Origin of the sequence: Streptomyces doebereineriae (assembly GCF_031845645.1) — a bacterium.
GTDB lineage: Bacteria > Actinomycetota > Actinomycetes > Streptomycetales > Streptomycetaceae > Streptomyces > Streptomyces canus.
Genome location: NZ_JAVREZ010000015.1, coordinates 186,331 through 203,485 on the forward strand (window position 1 = coordinate 186,331; position 17,155 = coordinate 203,485).

Genomic DNA, 17,155 nt, shown 5'->3' on the forward strand with positions numbered 1-17,155 from the left:
GACGAGTTCCGCCCTCAGCCGTGCCGGCTCAGTTCGTGAAAGAAGTGGTCGATGACCCGCAGTTCGCCGGATCGGGCCACCTCGTCGTAGACGTAAGAGCCGACCGCGAGGTCCAGCACGCCCAGGCCGAACGGTGAGAAGACCGCCGGACGGTCGGCCCGGACCGTCACACGGCCGGCCATCACGTCGTCGAGCGTGCCGAGCAGGAAGTCGCGGTTGCCGGTGAGGCGTTCGGTGAGATGCGGTGAGGTGGCGGCCCTGAGACAGTGGTCGATGTCGTCGACGACGTTGGTGGCGCTGAGCAGCACCTGCGGCGCGAGGTCGCGCAGCGACACGTGCAGCACGACCGGGTTGTGCCGGAACCAGGACGGCTCGGTGATGTGCGGCCGGTCGGCGACCGTGGCGAAGACGATCAGGTCGCTGAGCCGGATCAGCTCCTCGGCGCTGCGGTGCACAGTGACGCGTCCGACGGCGCCGGACTGCTCCAGGTAGGTGCGGAAGCCGGCGGCGCTGTCGGGGGACAGATCATGTACACCGATGGCGTCGAAGGACCAGCCGGTGCCCTCCAGGTAGGTGTGGATGTAGCGGGCGATCAGACCCGCCCCGACGAACCCCAGGCGGGCGGGGCGCGGTCGTCCCCTGCTGAGCCGGTCTGCCGCCGAAGCGGCGGACGCGGCGGTTCTGGCGGCGCTGATGATCGAGCTCTCCATGCAGGCGAAGGGGTAGCCCGTGGTGGGGTCGTTGAGGATGAGTACGGCGGACGCCCGGGGGATGCCCGAGGCGACGTTGGCGGGGCAGCTGGAGATCCATTTCACGCCGTCCACCCGGCCCTCGCCGCCGAGCGAGGCGGGCAGCGCGATGATCCGCGACCGCGGCCGGTCGGGGAAGCGCAGGAAGGAGGACGGCGGGTTGACCGTGCGGCCGGCGCCGTGCAGGCGGTACGTCGCCTCGACGACCTCAACCACGGCCTTCTCACGGCCCCGGAGCACCTCCTTGACCTGGCTTCCGGGGATGACGGCGAAGGACGGCACCACCGGGGCGTCCGCCTGGGCGGTCTGCGGGATGGTGTGCACGGTGGTCATGCCGCTTCCCTTCCTGTCTGCGGTCCGGGAAGGCCGGGACGCACGGGGTCGGCCATCGCCACCACGATGTTCCGCGGCCCCCGGTACGCCTCCCGGCTGTGCGCGGTGCGGATGTTGTCCACCAGCATCAGGTCCCCGCGCTGCCAGGACCGGCGTACGGTATGGGCCTCGTACGTCTTGTTGATCTGCTCGACGACGTCCGCAGGCACCGGATCGCCGTTGCCATAACGGGTGTTGAAGGGCAGGCCGTCCGGTCCGTACTCGTCGATCAGGAACTCCCTGACCTCGGGTGCCATCGTCCACTCGTTCAGAAAGGCGATCTGGTTGAACCAGCAGCGCCGGCCGGAGACCGGGTGCAGCACGACGGCCTGCCGGTGCTGCCGCGTGCGCAGCGAACCGTCCGGCTGCCAGGACCAGTCGATCGCATGGGCACGGCAGTAGGCCTCGACCGCGCCGCGGTCGCCGGTGCCGAAGGACTGACCGAGCGTCGCGCCGATCCCCTCGTTGTAGGCCCTGTCGAGCAGCCAGCCCTCCCGAGCGAAACGGTCGACGAGTTCGGCGGGCAGCGCGTGCAGCATTTCGGTCGCGTCTGCCACGGCGGTGGCACCGCCTTCGGCGGGCGGCTCCAGGCACGCGAACAGCAGCAGGCCGGGATACTGGACGGCGTAGCTGAGTTCGTGGTGCATGCACATGGGCTGGTTGGGTGGCCATGCCGACGACGAGTAGACGCCGTCCGCGTGGCGGTCGCGGGCGGCGAACGCCTCGCGTTCGGCCACGGGGCGCTCGGCCACCTGGCGCAGGACCGACTCGACGTCGGCCGGGGTTCGCAGGCCAAGGCCCCGAACGACGAGCGCCCCCCGCTCGGCGATGAGTTCACGCAGCGCGTCCCGCCGGCCGGCCACCCAGGCCGCCGCGTCCGTGGCGTCCGGGGTGTCTGCGGCGTCGAGTACCGGAAGGCGCTCGGGAGCCGGTGTCGTGGTGGCCCTGCTCTTGCGAAAGAGTGCCGACAGCATGTCGATCTCCTCTCGTACTCCTCGTGTCTGTCACAGTTCTCCGCCGGTACGGGTGTCGATCAGGTGGGCCAGTTCCGCCAGTACGGGACGGCCGGCGAGGTCGCGCGGGGAGATCACCCGGTCCAGCGCGACCGCGAGGCGTACCGCCGACAGGGAGGTGCCCCCCAGGTCGAAGAAGTTGTCGTCCCGGCGGATCCGTCCGGGCGGTAGGCCGAGTTCCGCCTCCCATTGCGCCGCGAGCCGCCGTTCGGCCGGCGTCCGCGGGGCGCCGCGGGAGTCCCGGGCCGGACCGAGGCCCTCGGCGAGCGCCGCGAGCGCCTTGCGGTCGGTCTTGCCGTTGGCTGTGAGCGGCAGGCGCACCAGCTGGTGGAAGGACGCCGGGATCATGTACGCGGGGAGCAGGTCCGCGAGCCGCTCCCGCAGGTCCTCGGCGGTCACCGCACCCTCGCTCGTGCAGAAGGCGGCGAGCTGGCGGCCGTGATCCTCCGCGCCGGTCACCACGACCGCGCAGTCCATGACGCCGGGCACGCGCAGCAGCGCGTTCTCGACCTCGCCGATCTCGACCCGGAACCCCCGGATCTTCACCTGCGCGTCCCGGCGGCCGAGGAACTCCAGTTTCCCGTCGGGCCGCCAGCGGCCGAAGTCGCCTCCGCGGTAGAGCCGTTGGCCGGGGCGGTGGGGGTCGGCCAGGTAGGCGAGCCGGGTGCGTTCGGCGTCGTTGATGTAGCCGCGGCCCACGCAAACCCCGGAGAAGACGATGGCGCCGGGTGCCCCGAGCGGAACCGGGCGCAGGGTGTCGTCAACGACGTACTGGAACACGTTGGCGATGGGCCGGCCGAGTGGGATCCGGTCGGTGGCGGGCGGCCGGTCCATCACCTCGTGGTTGGTGTCGTCGGACGTCTCGGTCAGTCCGTAGGCGTTGACCAGTCGCACGGCGGGACCGGTGGCGAACCACCGCTGGACCAGCTCCCCGCGCAGCGCCTCGCCGGTGACGGACACGCACCGCAGGTCCGGCAGGTCCCGGGGGCGGCGTTCCAGGGCGGACAGGATGACGTCGAGATAGGACGGCACCACCTGCAGGACGTTGACGCGGCCCTCGGTGATCCGGTCCAGGAACCGGTCCGCGTCGAGGATGGCGTCCTGCTCGACCAGCAGGGTCCGCCCGCCCGTCAGCAGCCCCGCGAGCAACTGCCACAGCGAGATGTCGAAGCACTGCGAGGCCGTCTGCGCCACCACGGTGTCCTCGGCGATGCCCAGATCGTCGATCTTGGCGTACAGGTGGTTGAGCAGGCCGGCGTGCTCGCACATCGCGCCCTTCGGCTCACCGGTGGAGCCGGAGGTGAAGAAGACGTACGCGAGTCGGCCCGCCGGTATGTCCAGGCCGAGGTCGGTTCCGTCGGTGGCCCGGTCGGTGACGTCCGGGACGAGGAGCCGCCGGACCCCGGGGAGCGAAGCCAGCGCCCGGTCCAGCTGCGTGGTGCTGTCCGGGTCGGTGAGGACGTACGAGCAGTCGGCGCGGCTGAGCATCGCGCTGATGCGGCCGCCCGGGTGACGCGGGTCGACGGGCAGGTACACGGCGCCGGCCTTGAGGACGCCGAGCACGCCGGCCGCCCAGTGGGGGTCGCGCTCGGTCACCACGGCGACCGTGTCCTCGGGGCCGAGCCCCTCGGCCAGCAGGGCGCGGGCCAGCCGGTTGGCCCGCGTGTTGAGATCCGCGTACGTCCACCCGCGGCCCTGGTGGACCACGGCGACGGCATCCGGAGCCTTGCGCACCCGCTCCTCGAACAGTTCGTGGAACCGGCGGTCCGGCAGCGCGCGGCGCGGCCCCGCCAGCCCGTCGAGCTGGAACCGGAGTTCGTCCGCGGACAGCAGGCTGCGCCGGTGACGAGGGGCGTCAGTTTCGGCGGCGATCGCTTCCAGCGCGGCGAGATGGTATCCGCCGACCCGGGCGGCGCAGCCCGCGTCCAGCAGGTCCGTCCGGTGCCTCAGGCGCAACACGAGCCGACCGCGCTCCTCACCCGCCGAAACGCCGAGCAGCACGCCACCGTCCACCGGGACGGTGACCTCGTGCCCGGCCGCGAACACCACTTCAGGGCCGCCCCGGGACGGTGTGCTGGTCCCGGGCGACAGCGCCACCGCCTCGGCCCGCCGGGCATCCAGCACCAGTCGGCGCCAGGTGCCTGGCCCGGCCGTCAGCTCGAAGGGCAGTGGCCGGGGCCGGCCCGGGGCCAGATAGCCGCTGCGCACATCGGGATCACCCGAGAGCAGGGCGAGCACCTGCGTGTGCGCCGCGAGGAGGATCGCGGTGAGCGGCACGCCGAGTTCACGGGCCCGCCGACGCAGGGCCGCCGTCACTTCGCCGGGGACGCGCCTGACGTGCTCCCCCGTACCGGGCATCGGCTCCATCGCCCATCGGGGCGCGGCCGTGAAGCCGCCCTCGACCCGGCTGTCGTATCCGGGGACGCGGGCGTCGGTCGCTGTCGCTGCCATCACCGCGCACCTCCGCTTTCGTCGAGGGCCGGGCGGGCCGGATTCCCCGCCCATCGGGTGTGCTCGGGGACCGACTCGCCCTTCATGAGGAAGCAGTCGGCACCCAGCACAGCGCCGTCGCCAACCGTCACGCCGTAGTGCACGAACGCTCCGACGGCAAGGGTGCAGCCGGCACCGAGGGCAATGCGGTCCGACTTGAACGTGCCGTCCTCCTGGGAGTGGCACTGCAGGACACTGCCCGCGTTGAGGGTGCAGCTGTCCCCGATGCGGACCATGGGGCGCTCCGTGAGGTGGCAGCCGTCGTCGAAGACCCGCGCCCCGATCCGGACGCCCAGCATGCGCCACACGACGCTTTTGAACGGCGTGCCGTCGAGGATGTGCAGATACGTCTCGGACGGCACCTTCCAGTACCGCTCACGACGCCAGAAGCGGCGGTCGTAGATCGAGCAGAACAGCGGCTCGGGAGGGTGCGCCACCGTGACGGCTCGCTCGAGGAGGACGTAGTAGAGGAGGGTGAACGGCAGCAGGACGGCGTTGGCGAGCGCGAGGACCGCTGTGCCCCACACGGGGTACCGGCTCGCGGCGAGCGCGAAGAGCAGGACGACGCAGAAGAAGAACAGCCATCCCGTGAGCAGGTGACATGCCATGGTGACGGCGTTGTGCCGGTTCTTGGCCGCGAGGCCGCGGCGCAGACTGCTGCCGCTCTTGAGTTCGTCGAAGGTACTGTCCCGCGCCACCGCCCGCGGGATCTCGAAGCAGGGAGAGCCGAGAAGTCCCACATCGTGCCGGATCGGTCCACTGACGGGGACCGCCACCTTGGTGGCGAGGAGGCAGTTGTCGCCGGTCCGGCCACCGGAAGGGTAGGCGATCCGGTTCCCGAGGAAGTTGTACGCCCCGATCGCGGTCGGCGACAGGCGGAAGGAGGTGCTGGAGTACTCGGCGTTCATCAGGGACAGTCCGTCCGCGACCATGGTCCCGGTGCCGACCCTGCTCAGGTAGGGGCTCTCGTGCTTGACCGCTGTGCCGAAGTTCGAGCCGGTCTGCTCCACGGGAGACAACCGGTATCCGATCCAGCGCAGGTAGTGCACGATGCAGGAGCTGTCGCCGAACAGACGGGTCAGAAATTTCCTGTTCGTCATCAGGACAATCGTCCGATGCACGGTGTGGTGGAAGCCGAACAGCGGGTACGTCCGGCCAGGCCGGACAAACCTGCCGAGCAGCCGTGGGACGGTGGCCAGGACCGCGAGAGCGGCCATCACGCCGCCGAAGAAGACCACGCTCGTGACCACCAGCAGATCGACGTAGAGGACCGTCGCCCCGCCTGCCTTCATCACCGCGGATCCCTCCAGCACCCGGGAGAGCAGCACGTCCAGGCAGCCCACCGCCAGCGGCACGTACACCAGCAGCGCCATAAGCATGAGCAGGACACCGTGAACCGCTCGCCGTGCGGTGCCGCACCGGGCGGGCTCCACCTCCGGGAAGTCGCCGTCCGCGGGCTGGGCGGGAGAGCCGTGCCAGTGCTCGCCGTCGGGGACCGCCTGGCCGGCGTGCAGGGAGGAGGCGTGCCCGAGTCGGGATCCGTCGCCGATCCGGCTTCCGATGTCCAGCACCGTCGCCTCGCTGACGACCGCGTCCCGGCCCAGGGTGACCGGCCCTGTCTCGATCACGCCGTCGGCCGCGCGGTAGCAGCTGAGCAGCACGTCCTTGCGGACGAGTGCGCCGTCACCGACGGTCAGCAGGTCGGTGCAGACGGGGGCGGAGCGCGAAAGGATCGTCGCTCCTCTGCCGATCCGCGCACCCAGGACCCGCAGGAAGAGCGGATAGAGCGGCGATCCGACGAACAGGACCAGCGGGCTCGACCGGATCAGCGTCTTGACCAGCCAGAACCGGAAGTAGGCAAGACTCCAGACACGGAACCTCCGCGGCGTGAACCGGCCGATCAGCAACCACTTGGCGATCACGGGCACGGCACACAGCACGATGAGCAGCGCGGCGCCGAACACGACGCTCCGCAGGTAGGCGTCGAGCAGGTGCGCCTGCGCGGAGATCCATTCGTAGCCCTGGGCGGAGACGGCGGCGAGGAGAAGGGCATAGCCGAGGAAGGCCAGAAGCTGGAGTGCCCCGCAAAGCACACGGTGCGGGCGGCCGGTCGGCGGAGCCGGCTCCCGGGCCATGGCCCTGGGCAGTTCCGATGGGCTGGGGGCCTCGGTTTCGCCCGGTGGTGCAGGCGCGCTGCCGACAAGCGCAGCTGCCAGCCCGCCGGCGGTCGGATGCTGGTAGACGTCGCGCATCGACACGGGCGGTAGGTCCGGCCGGTTCCTCACCCGCGCGCAGAAGTGCGCCATCACCAGGGAGTCGGCGCCGAGATCATCGAAGAAGTCGCTGTCGACACGCACCTCGTCCAGGTGCGCGACCTCCGCCAGCAACCCGGCGAGCCGCTCGGCGACAACGGACACCACGGCCGGATCCGGCGGCGCTTCACGGAGCCGGGCCTCCTCCACGAGGCCCCTCGCCACCTCCTGAAGCTGCTGTCCCGCCATGAGAGGACCCCCTCGGCTGCCGACTGTCGCGTGTTCCGCCTCACTGGGGTTCGTAGCCGGGCAGCCAACGTATGAATGTCCGGGCCTTCTTCTCGAAACGCGAACGGCTGTCTCACCAGACGGATGCCTCACAGCCGGCGATCGCGGCCACCAGCGACTCGGGTCATGCTCTTCGAGAGCGCCCAGACACTCCGATCACGCTCCTGCCGCGATGTCCGTCAGAGCCGGCCCGGCGTGGGCCCGGGGTCCGGCCCACGGAGTGCTGCACGCGCCGGACTGCGAGGAAGCGCGAGGACGGCCACGTCTGGCTCCTCCCGCACAACTGCGCCTACGAGCCGACCCCGGCGACGACGTGGACCATCCTCGGCAAGGTGGTGGCAGTGTTGCGGAGCGTATGACGGCTGCGGCGGACTGGCCTTTCGAAGGCACGCCCTCTTCCTCCTGCCACCGGGCAGCCGCATCCGCGCCGAACGCGACGCCGAACTCACCGACCGCTATGACCGGTACCTGCTGAACGTGTGGAACGAGCAAGGCACCTTCGTCAACCAGTCCCTCGTCCTCAGCGGTCACGCCAAGGCCGTCCTCTACCCACCCAAGGACAAGTACTGGCCCAGGATCTCCAACGCCCAGGACGCCGCGCAACAGGCCCGATCCGGCCTGTGGAACGCCTGCCCCGAGCAGCCAGGGACCTCCATCGCTCCCCCAAACCCGCCAGACTCGCCTGCCCCGGACACCCCGGCACGCCCAGACCTCCCGGACGGGCCTCCCGCTGGTGTCCCCGACGTGGACTGCTCGGACCTGTCCGGCCCCGTCTGGGTCGGCCCCGATGACCCGCACCACCTTGACCGGGACGGAGACGGCATCGGCTGCGATGCCAACTGATCCGCCCACTAGCTGAACCAGCTCGTCCGGCTGATCATCGGCATGATCGGCCCGCACGCCGACCACGACGTTTCACGAACCACTGCCACTCGCGGACGCCTCGGTGGACGCCGTGTTCGCGCATGTGCCGGTCTGCATGGTGCGACGGGTACTGCGGCCGGGCGACTCTTTCGTCTGAGACTGAACTACGGCACCTTGCCGACGAAAACGACACCTCGCCGACGACCGCCCGTCAGAAACCCACCAGCGGGGGCGTCTCCGCCACACGCCACGTCCGCGACTTCGCCACCATGACGCGCGACCATCCAGTGACCTCCTGCCCGCCTGGATGGTCCTGGACCTCGCGGACGATCTGACCGCCCTGCACTCCCTGGCCAACCTGCGCCCCGACATCGACGCCGCTACCGCGGTCTTTCCCACCTCCTGGAGCTCAGGCCAGGCCGAGGGGCACGTGACACGTCAAGCTCATCAAACGCATGGGATTTGGCCGGGCCAACCTCGATCTCCTCCGCAGACACCTACTTCACCGCCGTGATCTTGCCGATGTCTCAAGATCGTCGACAGAGCCTGAACCTCCTCCCCCGGCATGGGTCCACGGGGACCGCCCTGCCATGATGATCGCCGCCAGGGCGGGAACGGTCTCTGGAAGAGTGGCGGAAGAAGAGAAGACACGATGCGAATTCCATGGCGCCGACGGCCGGCCGGGCGCTCTCGGCGACTGCTTGACGCCGCAGGGGTCGGGCCCGGACCGGCAGATGACGGCAACGACCAGGTCCTCGGTCGAGAGGTTGCCTATCGAGTCGCCCAGCGCAACTCCGGCGCGATCACTGAGGTTCTGGCGATCGTGGAGGAACTGCTCGGGGACGAGTCGAACTACGAGTTCGTCGTCTCACTGCTGGAGAACATCCAGAACCTTGTGTCGCACGGTCTCGACATGTTCTGGTCGCCCGACGAGGTGTACGCCCTGCTAGGTCCCCGCAGTGCAGTCTGCTGGGGCACCCTGACCGGCTTCTGGACCGCAGTGGCCGATTGGTGCGCCCGAACCGGCCTGTCGTTGGAGCCTGTCGAACCGCTTCTCACCATCCAGAACGAGCAACTGAAGGTGCTGTTGTGGACAGGGAACCGGACCCTGTCCACTGGGGAGAAGCTCGGGCTCGCACAGGCAGTCCGCTACGAGAAGGCCAACGGAGCGTCCATACCCGGCTACAGCCACCTCGCGGTGGCACTGCGCAGTACCGGACCACAATGATCCTGCTCAGCATGCTCGATCGGCCTCGCCAGAGCAGAATCATGAGCCTCGACATTCCGCGCGCGAGACCGCACATGCCGGCCTTTCGCCAAGTAGGCCGCCCTCGACTGGATCGAACAGGCCGTCGAGATCGGCAAGGTGCAGTCAGTCGAAGCGGCATCGACCGTCGGGAAGGACACCCGCGGTTACTACCCAGGCAAAAAGATCGACGGCCGCAAGCGCAATCTCATGGTCGACACCCGCAGCCTGCCCCGGATGGTGATGGTCAGCCCAGCCGACTTGCACGACACCCAGGCGGCGAAGAAATCCTGTTCCGCCTGCCAAAGGACTCCTCCGGGTTCATACTGCCACCCGGCTGAGGTTCACCGGAGCCGCGCCACTGCCGCAGTCCGCCGCCGGGCAGCAGTGGTTTGAGCTTGGTCCCACTCGGCATGCGTCAGGTCGCCCCGCCCGATCCCGGACACGGTGCCCCCGTTCACCCGAATCGCATCACGGGCGGTTACGTGGTGATCCGCCGGGCGTACACCTCGATCTCGATCTTCATGCGGGGGTCGGCGAGGCCGCACATGAGCATGGTGGCGGCCGGCCGGACCTCTCCGAAGGTGCGTCGTAGCACCGGCCAGCAGGGCTCGAAGTCCGCCCGGTCGGGCAGCAGGTAGCGCACCCGCACCACGTCAGCGAAGGTGCATTTCGCTTCGGTCAGGGCGACCTCGATGTTGCGCAGGCACTGCTCCGCCTGCTCCACCACGTCGTCGGAGATCGTCATGGCGATGTAGTCGAATCCGGTCGTCCCGGACACATGAACCCAGTCGCCGTCGACCACAGCGCGGGCATAGCCGATGTGTTCCTCAAATGTCGAGCCGCTGAGTATTGAACGTCGCTCCGTCATGCGCCGAACGTTAAGTGACCAGCACTGATACGTCTAATACGCCCTCACGCATGGAGTGATATCTCTAAGCGTATGGAGCGCCCTGAACTTCCCCTTCCGCAACTGCACGCCTTCGTCGTTCTTGCCGAGGAACTTCACTTCGGCCACGCCGCTACCCGCTTGGGCATCGCCCAGCCGCCGCTGAGCCAGCAGATCCGCCGTCTGGAGGACAAGGTCGGCTACGCGCTGTTCACGCGCGAACCGGGGCGCATCGGACTCACCCCGGCCGGCCGGGAGCTTCTCCCTGCCGCCCGGCATGCCCTGACCGACCTCGCGGACGGCCTGACCGCAGCTCGGCAGGTCGGTAGCGGCAGGGCCGGCCGCCTGCGGATCGGCTTCGCCGCCTCCGTCGCCCTCACTGTCCTCCCTGGCCTGCTGCGAACCTTCCGGGGGCGATTTCCCGCAGTGGACCTGGACATTCGGGAGATGACCACCGCACCGCAACTGGCTGCTCTGCGCGAAGGGTCGATCGACATCGGCCTTCTGCGCGAGCCGCCTGCCCATGACACGGAACTCGGATTCGAGACCGTACTGGACGAACCGTTCGTGGCCGTCCTGAGCGCCTCGCACCCACTCGCGACACAACGAGCCGTCAGAGTCGAGCAGTTGGCGAACTGCCCCTTTGTGCTCCTGCCTCGCACCGTCGGCCCATCGCTGTACGACCAGATCACCAACTTGTGCATCGCGGCAGGCTTCACACCTCAGGTGACTCAGCACGCCGTGGAATGGCAGACCGTCTGCGCCCTGGTGGAAACCGGCCTGGGCGTGTCACTGGCCCCGGAGAGCATCCGCCGTATCCGCCTCAAAGGCGTGGCCTTCCGCAGGATCGAGCCCAACGCCGCGCGGACACGAGTCGCCGTCGCTTGGCGCAAGAGTGACTCAAACCCCCTGGTCCCACGCCTCCGGGCGGCTTTCGACCAAGATCCGCCGGACGGGCCCAGGCGGCGGCCGAACCAGTGAACCTGAAATCACGTCACGCCGCCGCCTTACCAGCTAGTCAGCTGCCCCGCGCAGCGGGCGCCTCACGCGGAGACAGCAGTGCGAGACAGGGCGGTGCGCAGCGCGAAGACGCCGAGCAGGCCGCCTGCTGTGAACCGCTGGGCGGTCATGGCGCGGGGCCGGGCGGCCAGAAACCCCGACACCCGCGCTGCGCCCAGCATGATCAGAGCGTTCACGGAAATGCCCACGACGATCTGCACACCACCGAGCTGGAGGAGTTGCCCCCAGGCCGGACCTGCCTGCGGGTCCAAGAACTGCGGTAGCAGGGCGGCGTACATAAGAGCGATCTTGGGGTTGAGCAGGTTGGTCAGCAGCCCCATCGAGAACAGGCGGGCGTCGGAGACCGGAGTCAGGTCTTGGGCCGGGGCGAAGGGCGAGCGCCCGCCGGGCTTGAGCATCCCCCAGGCGAGGTAGGCCAGGTAGGCGGCCCCGGCGAGCTTGACCACCGTGAATGCCACCGGCACGGCGGCGAACAACGCCGACAGGCCCGCAGCCGCGGCCAGCAAATAGCACACGAATCCCACGGCGGTCCCGCTGAGGCTGACCAGGCCGGCCCTGCGGCCTTGGGTGATCGCGCGGGAGGCGAGGTGGATCATGTTCGGTCCCGGGGTCAGCGCCATGCCCAGCTCGACCAGGGCCACTCCTCCGACTGCGGTCAGAGTGATCACCGGTCTACCTCCAGGTCGTTCGTCGGGTACCCGATACGAAATGGGGTCACCCGGTTGCACCGGACGGATACGACGCATGAGCAGCGCCTGCCTCGCCCGTTGCAGCATAAGGCCTTGCCGCTCGGTACTTTCATGCGCTCCCGGCCGGTTTCCTCGCCCGTCGACAACATCAAGTCACCGCATTCAGGACCGACGCAAGCGACACCGCATCCTCTTCCCGAAGGCCGCCCAGCCCGGGCCCGGGGCACACCCCATTGCCCGACCGGCGTCCGGGGTCGGGCGGCGAGGTGGTGTGACTTTCCGCCCGCAAGCTCAAGTTCGTCCGGTGCAGCGCGGTCCCGTCCCTCGACCAGAAAGCTCAAGTGCTGCTCTGAAGTGGCCGGGAGAGGGTTGCTCGCTGTCCTGCCGGGTGACACTGCCGGCAGACGAGATGTCCAAAGGGGGCCTGGTATGCGGATCGTGTTGCGGCGGTGCGCGGCCGTGCAAGAGGAGCCCCGGGATCTGGACGCGTACGACTTCGCTTTCCTGGCAGGCGGAGCCCAGCGGGTTGCGGACAGTGCGATGATCGCACTGTCCGAGCGCGGGCTGCTCATGGTACGAGTCTCGCGAGTGCGTACGGTGGGCGAGGAGCAGCCCCAGCATCCGGTGGAGCGTGCCGTGATCGCGTCGTGCCCGCGCAGCGGGAGCATCGCCGCCCTCGCCCTGCACGCCGCCCTGCAACGCTCCCCGGAAGTCGAGGAGATCGGCCGCAGACTGGCTGCATGGGGCCTGTTGACGGGCTCGCGGCGCCGGATGACCCGGCTGGGCAGGCGGCGACTGCAGGCGGCCGAACGGGACGAGAGCCTGCCCACCTACGTCTTCCGCGGTCCCGCCGTCCTCCCGGACGGACCCCTCCGACGCGGCGTCGTCGGCGCCCAACCGATTCCCCCGGGTCTCGGCCGGGCCCTGATCCGCCTGGGCAACGCCCTGGACCGCGACTCCGACTCCACCTCGGATTCGGACGCCGACGCGAGCGGCGGGTTCAGCTGCGGTGGCGGAGGTGGCAGTGACTGAGGCCCACGCGCCACCTCAAGATCACCCGGCCTGTTGGCGCATAGCTGGGTGGCACCCGGACATCACCGCCACGCCGACGGCCCGAAGGAGCGAGCTGGATTCGGATGGCGTCTGACGGGTGTTGGGGCGCTGCGGAGCATGGCTCTCAGCGCCTCCCCCTGCTGCGGCTGGCTGAGGACATCATCCTCTCCGTCACGGCCCAGGCGCCCGATGCCGACCCGTGCCGGGCCACGCTGGACTGGATATAGACCGCCGCCAAAACCGGCGAGGTCGACATGGACGACGAACTCGCCGGCTTGATGCGGGGAGAGTAACCGTGGCCAAGCGCTCCCCGACCGCGGTGCGCCAAGGCGACCCGATCCGCACCGCCCTGTCCGAGGTCACGCGCTCCCGGCCGTCCACTCCCAGGAACGGGGCCGGTGCGGGGCGCCGACGCGACCTGCGCGCCGGCGGCTCCCGCACTCAAGCATCACGAGCCTTGGATCATTTTCTTGATCTCAGGCAGCTTCGTGTTGGAGTCGACGTTGACGAAGATGACGTCATCAGGCGCCTGTTCCAACGCGATGGCGATGCTGGGATCCACTCCCTCAATCGCATGGGCGGTCGTCGATGTCAGCTTCGTTTGACCGTCGCTGTCATCGTTCGGCGTGTCGTCGCACGGCGGGAGGGTGGCGGCACCGAGCTTGTTACCGAGGGTGAAGCCCCTGGCCTCTGCACCCGAGTACGTGCGGTTCTGGTACTCGGCCCGGTACGCGCAGGACGAGGCGGACTCACCGCCGTCACTGTCGCTCGACGAGGTGCAGGCGACGGACATGGTGACCAGAACTGCCGACAGCAGCGTCCACACGGATCCGGTCCTGCCGATCGGGAGTGCGGCTTTCATCGGTACGCCTCCTCTAGGAGCGTCTGCTCCAGTCCAGTAGATGCTGCGGAGGCCGAGCACATCACCCTTGCCGAGCGTCCTGGCCCTCGTCGAGCACTCGATCGATTTCTCGAACATGGTGAGGTTGCTGTGCGCCCCGTAGATGTCTTTCAGTCCAAAGATGTGTCCGGCCTCATGAGTACCGACGCTGCGGATGTCGTATTTGTTCGAGCAGCCGGCGGTCGGCTCCGCTTGGCCGGCATCACCGGCTCGAGGCACTGCCCCTCCACCACGTGGGCTTGCAGCTCGAGCAGGTGGCTCTCGGCGTCAGAGTCGCCTGCAGCGCAGTGGCGCTCGCGCTGTCGCCGATAGCTGCGGGGGTCAGGGGTGCCGTCGAGGATGTAGTCACGAACCCGCTGTCCCGCAGTAGCGCCCCGGCAGTTCACGGCGGCCCGCCAGTGTATGCAACTGGCGGGCCGTTTCGGCCTGTTGGGTGGACCAGAGACCGCAGGTCCGTGCCTACACCACTCCGAGTGCCATGACGTGGGGCGCCGCCCGGCCGTCCAAGAGCTCAGACGTCCAGAGCCACCGCTTTGGCGGTCAGGTAGGTGATCAGCCCGTCGGTATTGACGGTAGCGTGCTCGATCCCGCTCCTGGCCGTCAGCTGACCATCGGGTGTACGCCCCGCTACGAGGAAGCGGACTTCGAGCCTTCCGTCGTCGAGCACCGTGGTGTTCCAGAAGTGCTTGCCCTCGCCCGCGTTCGAGTAGAAGCGCCGGTAGAACTCCGTGATCGCGGGCAGGCCGGTCACCGGTTCGAAGTCTTCGAGCTGCACGATGGCGTCCGCAGCGAAGAACGATCCGAGCTCCTCGAGTACCGCGGGCTCATCCACCGCGCGGTCGATGAGCGCGATGTAGCGGTCTACCACTGTCTCTGTCGTGTGGGTCATCACATTGTCTCCGTCGTTTCTTGGGTGCGCCGGGTATGCCTCGGCTGGTCATCCTTGTGTGGTTCCTTGACTGGTTCTGTGGCGCCGGGCAGTCGCCTGCCGCGGGCCGCGGGCTCGCGCCGGTGGCGGTCAGGGTGCGGCGATGTCGATGGACTTCTCCTTGAACTTGCCGACGAGCAGGGACTGCATCGCGCGTTTGCTGACCGGGTTGCTCGACAGCTTCTGGACGACGCTGCGCAGAGCGATGTCCCGACGGGTCTGGGGGACGAACATCGCGCGGCCTTGCGTACGGCCGGTCTTCTGCTGGATGGCCATGAAGGGCCGCAGCCGCTCTTCCCATTCGCGCAGCGCCCGGGAAGGGCTGTCGGGGTTGCGTTGCAGGCTGGTGCCCAGGAGGTCGGCGCCGGCCAGGCCGCTGGAGGCGCCCATGCCGGAGTAGAGGGTCGGGCACCAGGCGGAGTCGCCGACGAGGACGACACGGTCGGTGTGCCAGGTGGGCATCTCGACCTGGTGGACGGAGTCGAAGAGGTAGTCGTCGGCCTGCTCGAACTGGGTGAGGAGGTTTTCCAGCACGGGGCCGGTGGGTTCGGGGCCGAAGGCCAGGCGCAGCGACTCGATGGGCGGGCGGCGGAACTGGGCGTCCTCGTCGTCGGTGCGGTAGCTGAACAGCACGCCCGGCTGGTGGCGGGCGAAGGGGAAGACCCAGACGGAGCGTCGCAGTTCCGCCAGGATGATGCCGTCCTCGGGCCGGAAGCCGGGCACGGGCTTCTTCAGGATGGCGGCGCCGATGATGCTGTGAAGGGGACGCAAGTACTGCGTGTCCGGCCCGAAGGCCAGGCAGCGGACGGTGGAGCGCAGGCCGTCGGCGCCCACCACGAGGTCGAAGCGTTCTGTGGTCTCGGTGGTGTTCTCGCCGGTGGTGGTGCGCAGGGTGACGTCCACCCCGTCGGCGTGCTCGTCGATGGCTGTGGGGGTGGTGCCGTAGCGGATCTCGGTCAGGGGGGCGGCCGCATCGTAGAGGGCGGCCTCGATGTCGCCGCGGAGTATGAGGCGGGCACCCCCGGGCAGGTCGCTGTATCCCATGCCGGGCCGGCGGCGGCCAGCCCGGTTGATGGAATAGTTCTTGCTGGTGGGGTCGCTGCGGTCGCCGATGGCGTCGAGGACGCCCAGGCGCTCCGCGCTGGCGCGGCCGGTTCAGAAGAACGCGATGAAGTATCCGGCGGAACGACGGCTGGACGCCCGTTCGACGAGCAGGGGCTCCCAGCCGATCTCGTACAGACGCAGGGCCGTGGCCAGCCCTGCGATACCCGTGCCCACGATCAGAGCGCGCGGCTTGCTCATATCGGTCCTTGTCTCCTTCGTCCGGGGAGTGGCGCTCAGAGATCTCTCCGGGCACGACGACGAGAACTGGAGATCGCATCTCCGGTTACAGATCCACCGTAGCATCAAAGCGGAGGGCAGATCTCCAGATGGTGGGTACAGTGGATCCATGAGCCGCACCACCGCCCCCACCCCATCCCCTGAGCCGACCCCGGCCCGCCCCCTGCGGGCCGACGCGGAACGCAACCGGCGGCGCCTCATCGCCGCCGCACAGGAGGTCTTCGCCGAGCGCGGGCTCGAGGTCACGCTCGACGACATCGCCCGTCACGCGGGCGTCGGCGTGGGCACCGCCTACCGCCGCTTCGCCAACCGCGAGCAACTCATCGAAGCCGTCTTCGAAGACGCAGTGCAGCGCATCAACGCACGGGCCGAGGCGGCTCTCACCCATGAAGACCCCTGGGACGGATTCGTCCAGTTCTTCCTGACCACCGCGCAGGACTTCGCCGAGAACCGCGGACTGAGGGAGGTCCTCCTGGAGGGCTCACGCGGAAAGAACCACGCGGCTTTCGCCCGGGTACGCCTCGCCCCCACGGTCACCGCCGTCATGGAGCGCGCCCAGCAGGCCGGCCGGCTCCGCGGCGACATCGAACCCACCGACTTCCCCCTCATCCAGCTCATGCTGGGAGCCGTCACCGAGCACAGCCGAACCGTCGCCCCCGAGCTGTGGAGGCGCTACCAGGTCCTCCTCCTCGACGGCCTGCGCCACGACCGCGACCGCCCGAGCCCCCTGCACCACCGCGCGCTCAACAAGGACGAATTCGACCAGACCATGACGTGATGCCTTCCGGGCGCATGCGCATCGACCAGGGCATCCCCGAGAGTCCGGCCATGTCGTCGCAGCGGCCAGGACGCGTCACCGCTCGACACCCCGCGGTCCCCCTCCGACGCCGTCATCGCCGTACACGACTCGGGGCAAGAAGCGGCGTCGACGGCCGGCGCCAAAGCAGGACCGCAACCGAACGAGCGGAGGCAGAGGGCGACGAAACCGTGATGACACGCTCCTCAGCGCAGCGCTGTCGCGTTCGCCGGGGAACCCACCCCGCCGACGATGATTCCCGAG

15 protein-coding genes and 2 pseudogenes are annotated in these 17,155 nt (G+C 69.1%); 7 read left to right on the plus strand and 10 right to left on the minus strand.

Annotated features, from left to right (window positions below; all coding sequences use genetic code 11):
• Nucleotides 1-14 precede the first annotated feature (14 nt).
• The 4 genes from sbnB to RNB18_RS35435 are packed head-to-tail and all read right to left on the minus strand — an operon-like array spanning nt 15 to nt 7,125.
• Nucleotides 15-1,082, minus strand: coding sequence for a 2,3-diaminopropionate biosynthesis protein SbnB (gene sbnB, locus RNB18_RS35420; RefSeq protein WP_311718174.1), 1,068 nt, complete (start codon nt 1,080-1,082; stop codon nt 15-17).
• A complete protein-coding gene (locus RNB18_RS35425; RefSeq protein ID WP_311718175.1) occupies nt 1,079-2,095 on the minus strand; it encodes a TauD/TfdA family dioxygenase in 1,017 nt (338 codons plus the stop codon). Before RNB18_RS35425 ends, sbnB begins: the two co-directional genes overlap by 4 nt.
• 30 nt (nt 2,096-2,125) lie before the next feature.
• Complete coding sequence (locus RNB18_RS35430; RefSeq protein ID WP_311718176.1) at nt 2,126-4,585, minus strand: amino acid adenylation domain-containing protein; 2,460 nt, start codon at nt 4,583-4,585, stop codon at nt 2,126-2,128.
• Nucleotides 4,585-7,125: a Pls/PosA family non-ribosomal peptide synthetase gene (locus tag RNB18_RS35435; protein ID WP_311718177.1), complete on the minus strand. Its 2,541-nt coding sequence runs from the start codon at nt 7,123-7,125 to the stop codon at nt 4,585-4,587. The genes RNB18_RS35430 and RNB18_RS35435 overlap by 1 nt, the downstream gene beginning before the upstream one ends.
• A 284-nt stretch (nt 7,126-7,409) precedes the next feature.
• On the opposite strand from RNB18_RS35435, the pseudogene RNB18_RS35440 reads away from it, so the two are divergent.
• The 4 genes and pseudogenes from RNB18_RS35440 to RNB18_RS35455 all read left to right on the plus strand — a co-directional run.
• Nucleotides 7,410-7,523, plus strand: a pseudogene (locus RNB18_RS35440) (LexA family protein); the annotation flags it as partial.
• A 61-nt stretch (nt 7,524-7,584) separates the two neighbouring features.
• A complete protein-coding gene (locus tag RNB18_RS35445) occupies nt 7,585-8,007 on the plus strand; it encodes a thermonuclease family protein (protein WP_311718251.1) in 423 nt (140 codons plus the stop codon).
• 673 nt (nt 8,008-8,680) lie between these two features.
• The gene (locus tag RNB18_RS35450; RefSeq protein WP_311718178.1) at nt 8,681-9,256 is read left to right on the plus strand and encodes a hypothetical protein; all 576 of its coding nucleotides are present in this window, start codon (nt 8,681-8,683) and stop codon (nt 9,254-9,256) included.
• 141 nt (nt 9,257-9,397) lie between these two features.
• Nucleotides 9,398-9,592: pseudogene (locus RNB18_RS35455) on the plus strand (transposase); the annotation flags it as partial.
• Between the two features lie 163 nt (nt 9,593-9,755).
• Here RNB18_RS35455 and RNB18_RS35460 read toward each other — a convergent pair.
• Nucleotides 9,756-10,145: a RidA family protein gene (locus RNB18_RS35460; protein WP_311718179.1), complete on the minus strand. Its 390-nt coding sequence runs from the start codon at nt 10,143-10,145 to the stop codon at nt 9,756-9,758.
• Between the two features lie 72 nt (nt 10,146-10,217).
• On the opposite strand from RNB18_RS35460, the gene RNB18_RS35465 reads away from it, so the two are divergent.
• Entirely contained in the window at nt 10,218-11,144 is a 927-nt protein-coding gene (locus tag RNB18_RS35465; protein WP_311718180.1) for a LysR family transcriptional regulator, read from the plus strand.
• Between the two features lie 62 nt (nt 11,145-11,206).
• Here RNB18_RS35465 and RNB18_RS35470 read toward each other — a convergent pair whose 3' ends face one another.
• Nucleotides 11,207-11,851: a LysE family translocator gene (locus RNB18_RS35470; RefSeq protein ID WP_311718181.1), complete on the minus strand. Its 645-nt coding sequence runs from the start codon at nt 11,849-11,851 to the stop codon at nt 11,207-11,209.
• A gap of 450 nt (nt 11,852-12,301) precedes the next feature.
• Here RNB18_RS35470 and RNB18_RS35475 point away from each other — a divergent pair, with 450 nt between their 5' ends.
• Nucleotides 12,302-12,904 (plus strand): TIGR04222 domain-containing membrane protein, encoded by a 603-nt coding sequence (locus RNB18_RS35475; RefSeq protein WP_311718182.1) that lies wholly within the window; start codon nt 12,302-12,304, stop codon nt 12,902-12,904.
• Between the two features lie 469 nt (nt 12,905-13,373).
• Here RNB18_RS35475 and RNB18_RS35480 read toward each other — a convergent pair whose 3' ends face one another.
• The 4 genes from RNB18_RS35480 to RNB18_RS35495 form a co-directional block, all read right to left on the minus strand.
• Nucleotides 13,374-14,045, minus strand: coding sequence for a DUF6281 family protein (locus RNB18_RS35480; protein ID WP_311718183.1), 672 nt, complete (start codon nt 14,043-14,045; stop codon nt 13,374-13,376).
• A 292-nt stretch (nt 14,046-14,337) separates the two neighbouring features.
• Nucleotides 14,338-14,715 carry a nuclear transport factor 2 family protein gene (locus tag RNB18_RS35485; protein WP_311718184.1) on the minus strand — a complete coding sequence of 126 codons (378 nt, stop codon included), beginning with the start codon at nt 14,713-14,715 and terminating at the stop codon, nt 14,338-14,340.
• A 129-nt stretch (nt 14,716-14,844) separates the two neighbouring features.
• Nucleotides 14,845-15,885 carry an FAD-dependent monooxygenase gene (locus RNB18_RS35490; protein ID WP_394817729.1) on the minus strand — a complete coding sequence of 347 codons (1,041 nt, stop codon included), beginning with the start codon at nt 15,883-15,885 and terminating at the stop codon, nt 14,845-14,847.
• A 24-nt stretch (nt 15,886-15,909) separates the two neighbouring features.
• Complete coding sequence (locus tag RNB18_RS35495) at nt 15,910-16,056, minus strand: hypothetical protein (protein WP_311718186.1); 147 nt, start codon at nt 16,054-16,056, stop codon at nt 15,910-15,912.
• A gap of 148 nt (nt 16,057-16,204) precedes the next feature.
• On the opposite strand from RNB18_RS35495, the gene RNB18_RS35500 reads away from it, so the two are divergent.
• Nucleotides 16,205-16,873: a TetR/AcrR family transcriptional regulator gene (locus RNB18_RS35500; protein WP_311718187.1), complete on the plus strand. Its 669-nt coding sequence runs from the start codon at nt 16,205-16,207 to the stop codon at nt 16,871-16,873.
• Nucleotides 16,874-17,155 lie beyond the last annotated feature (282 nt).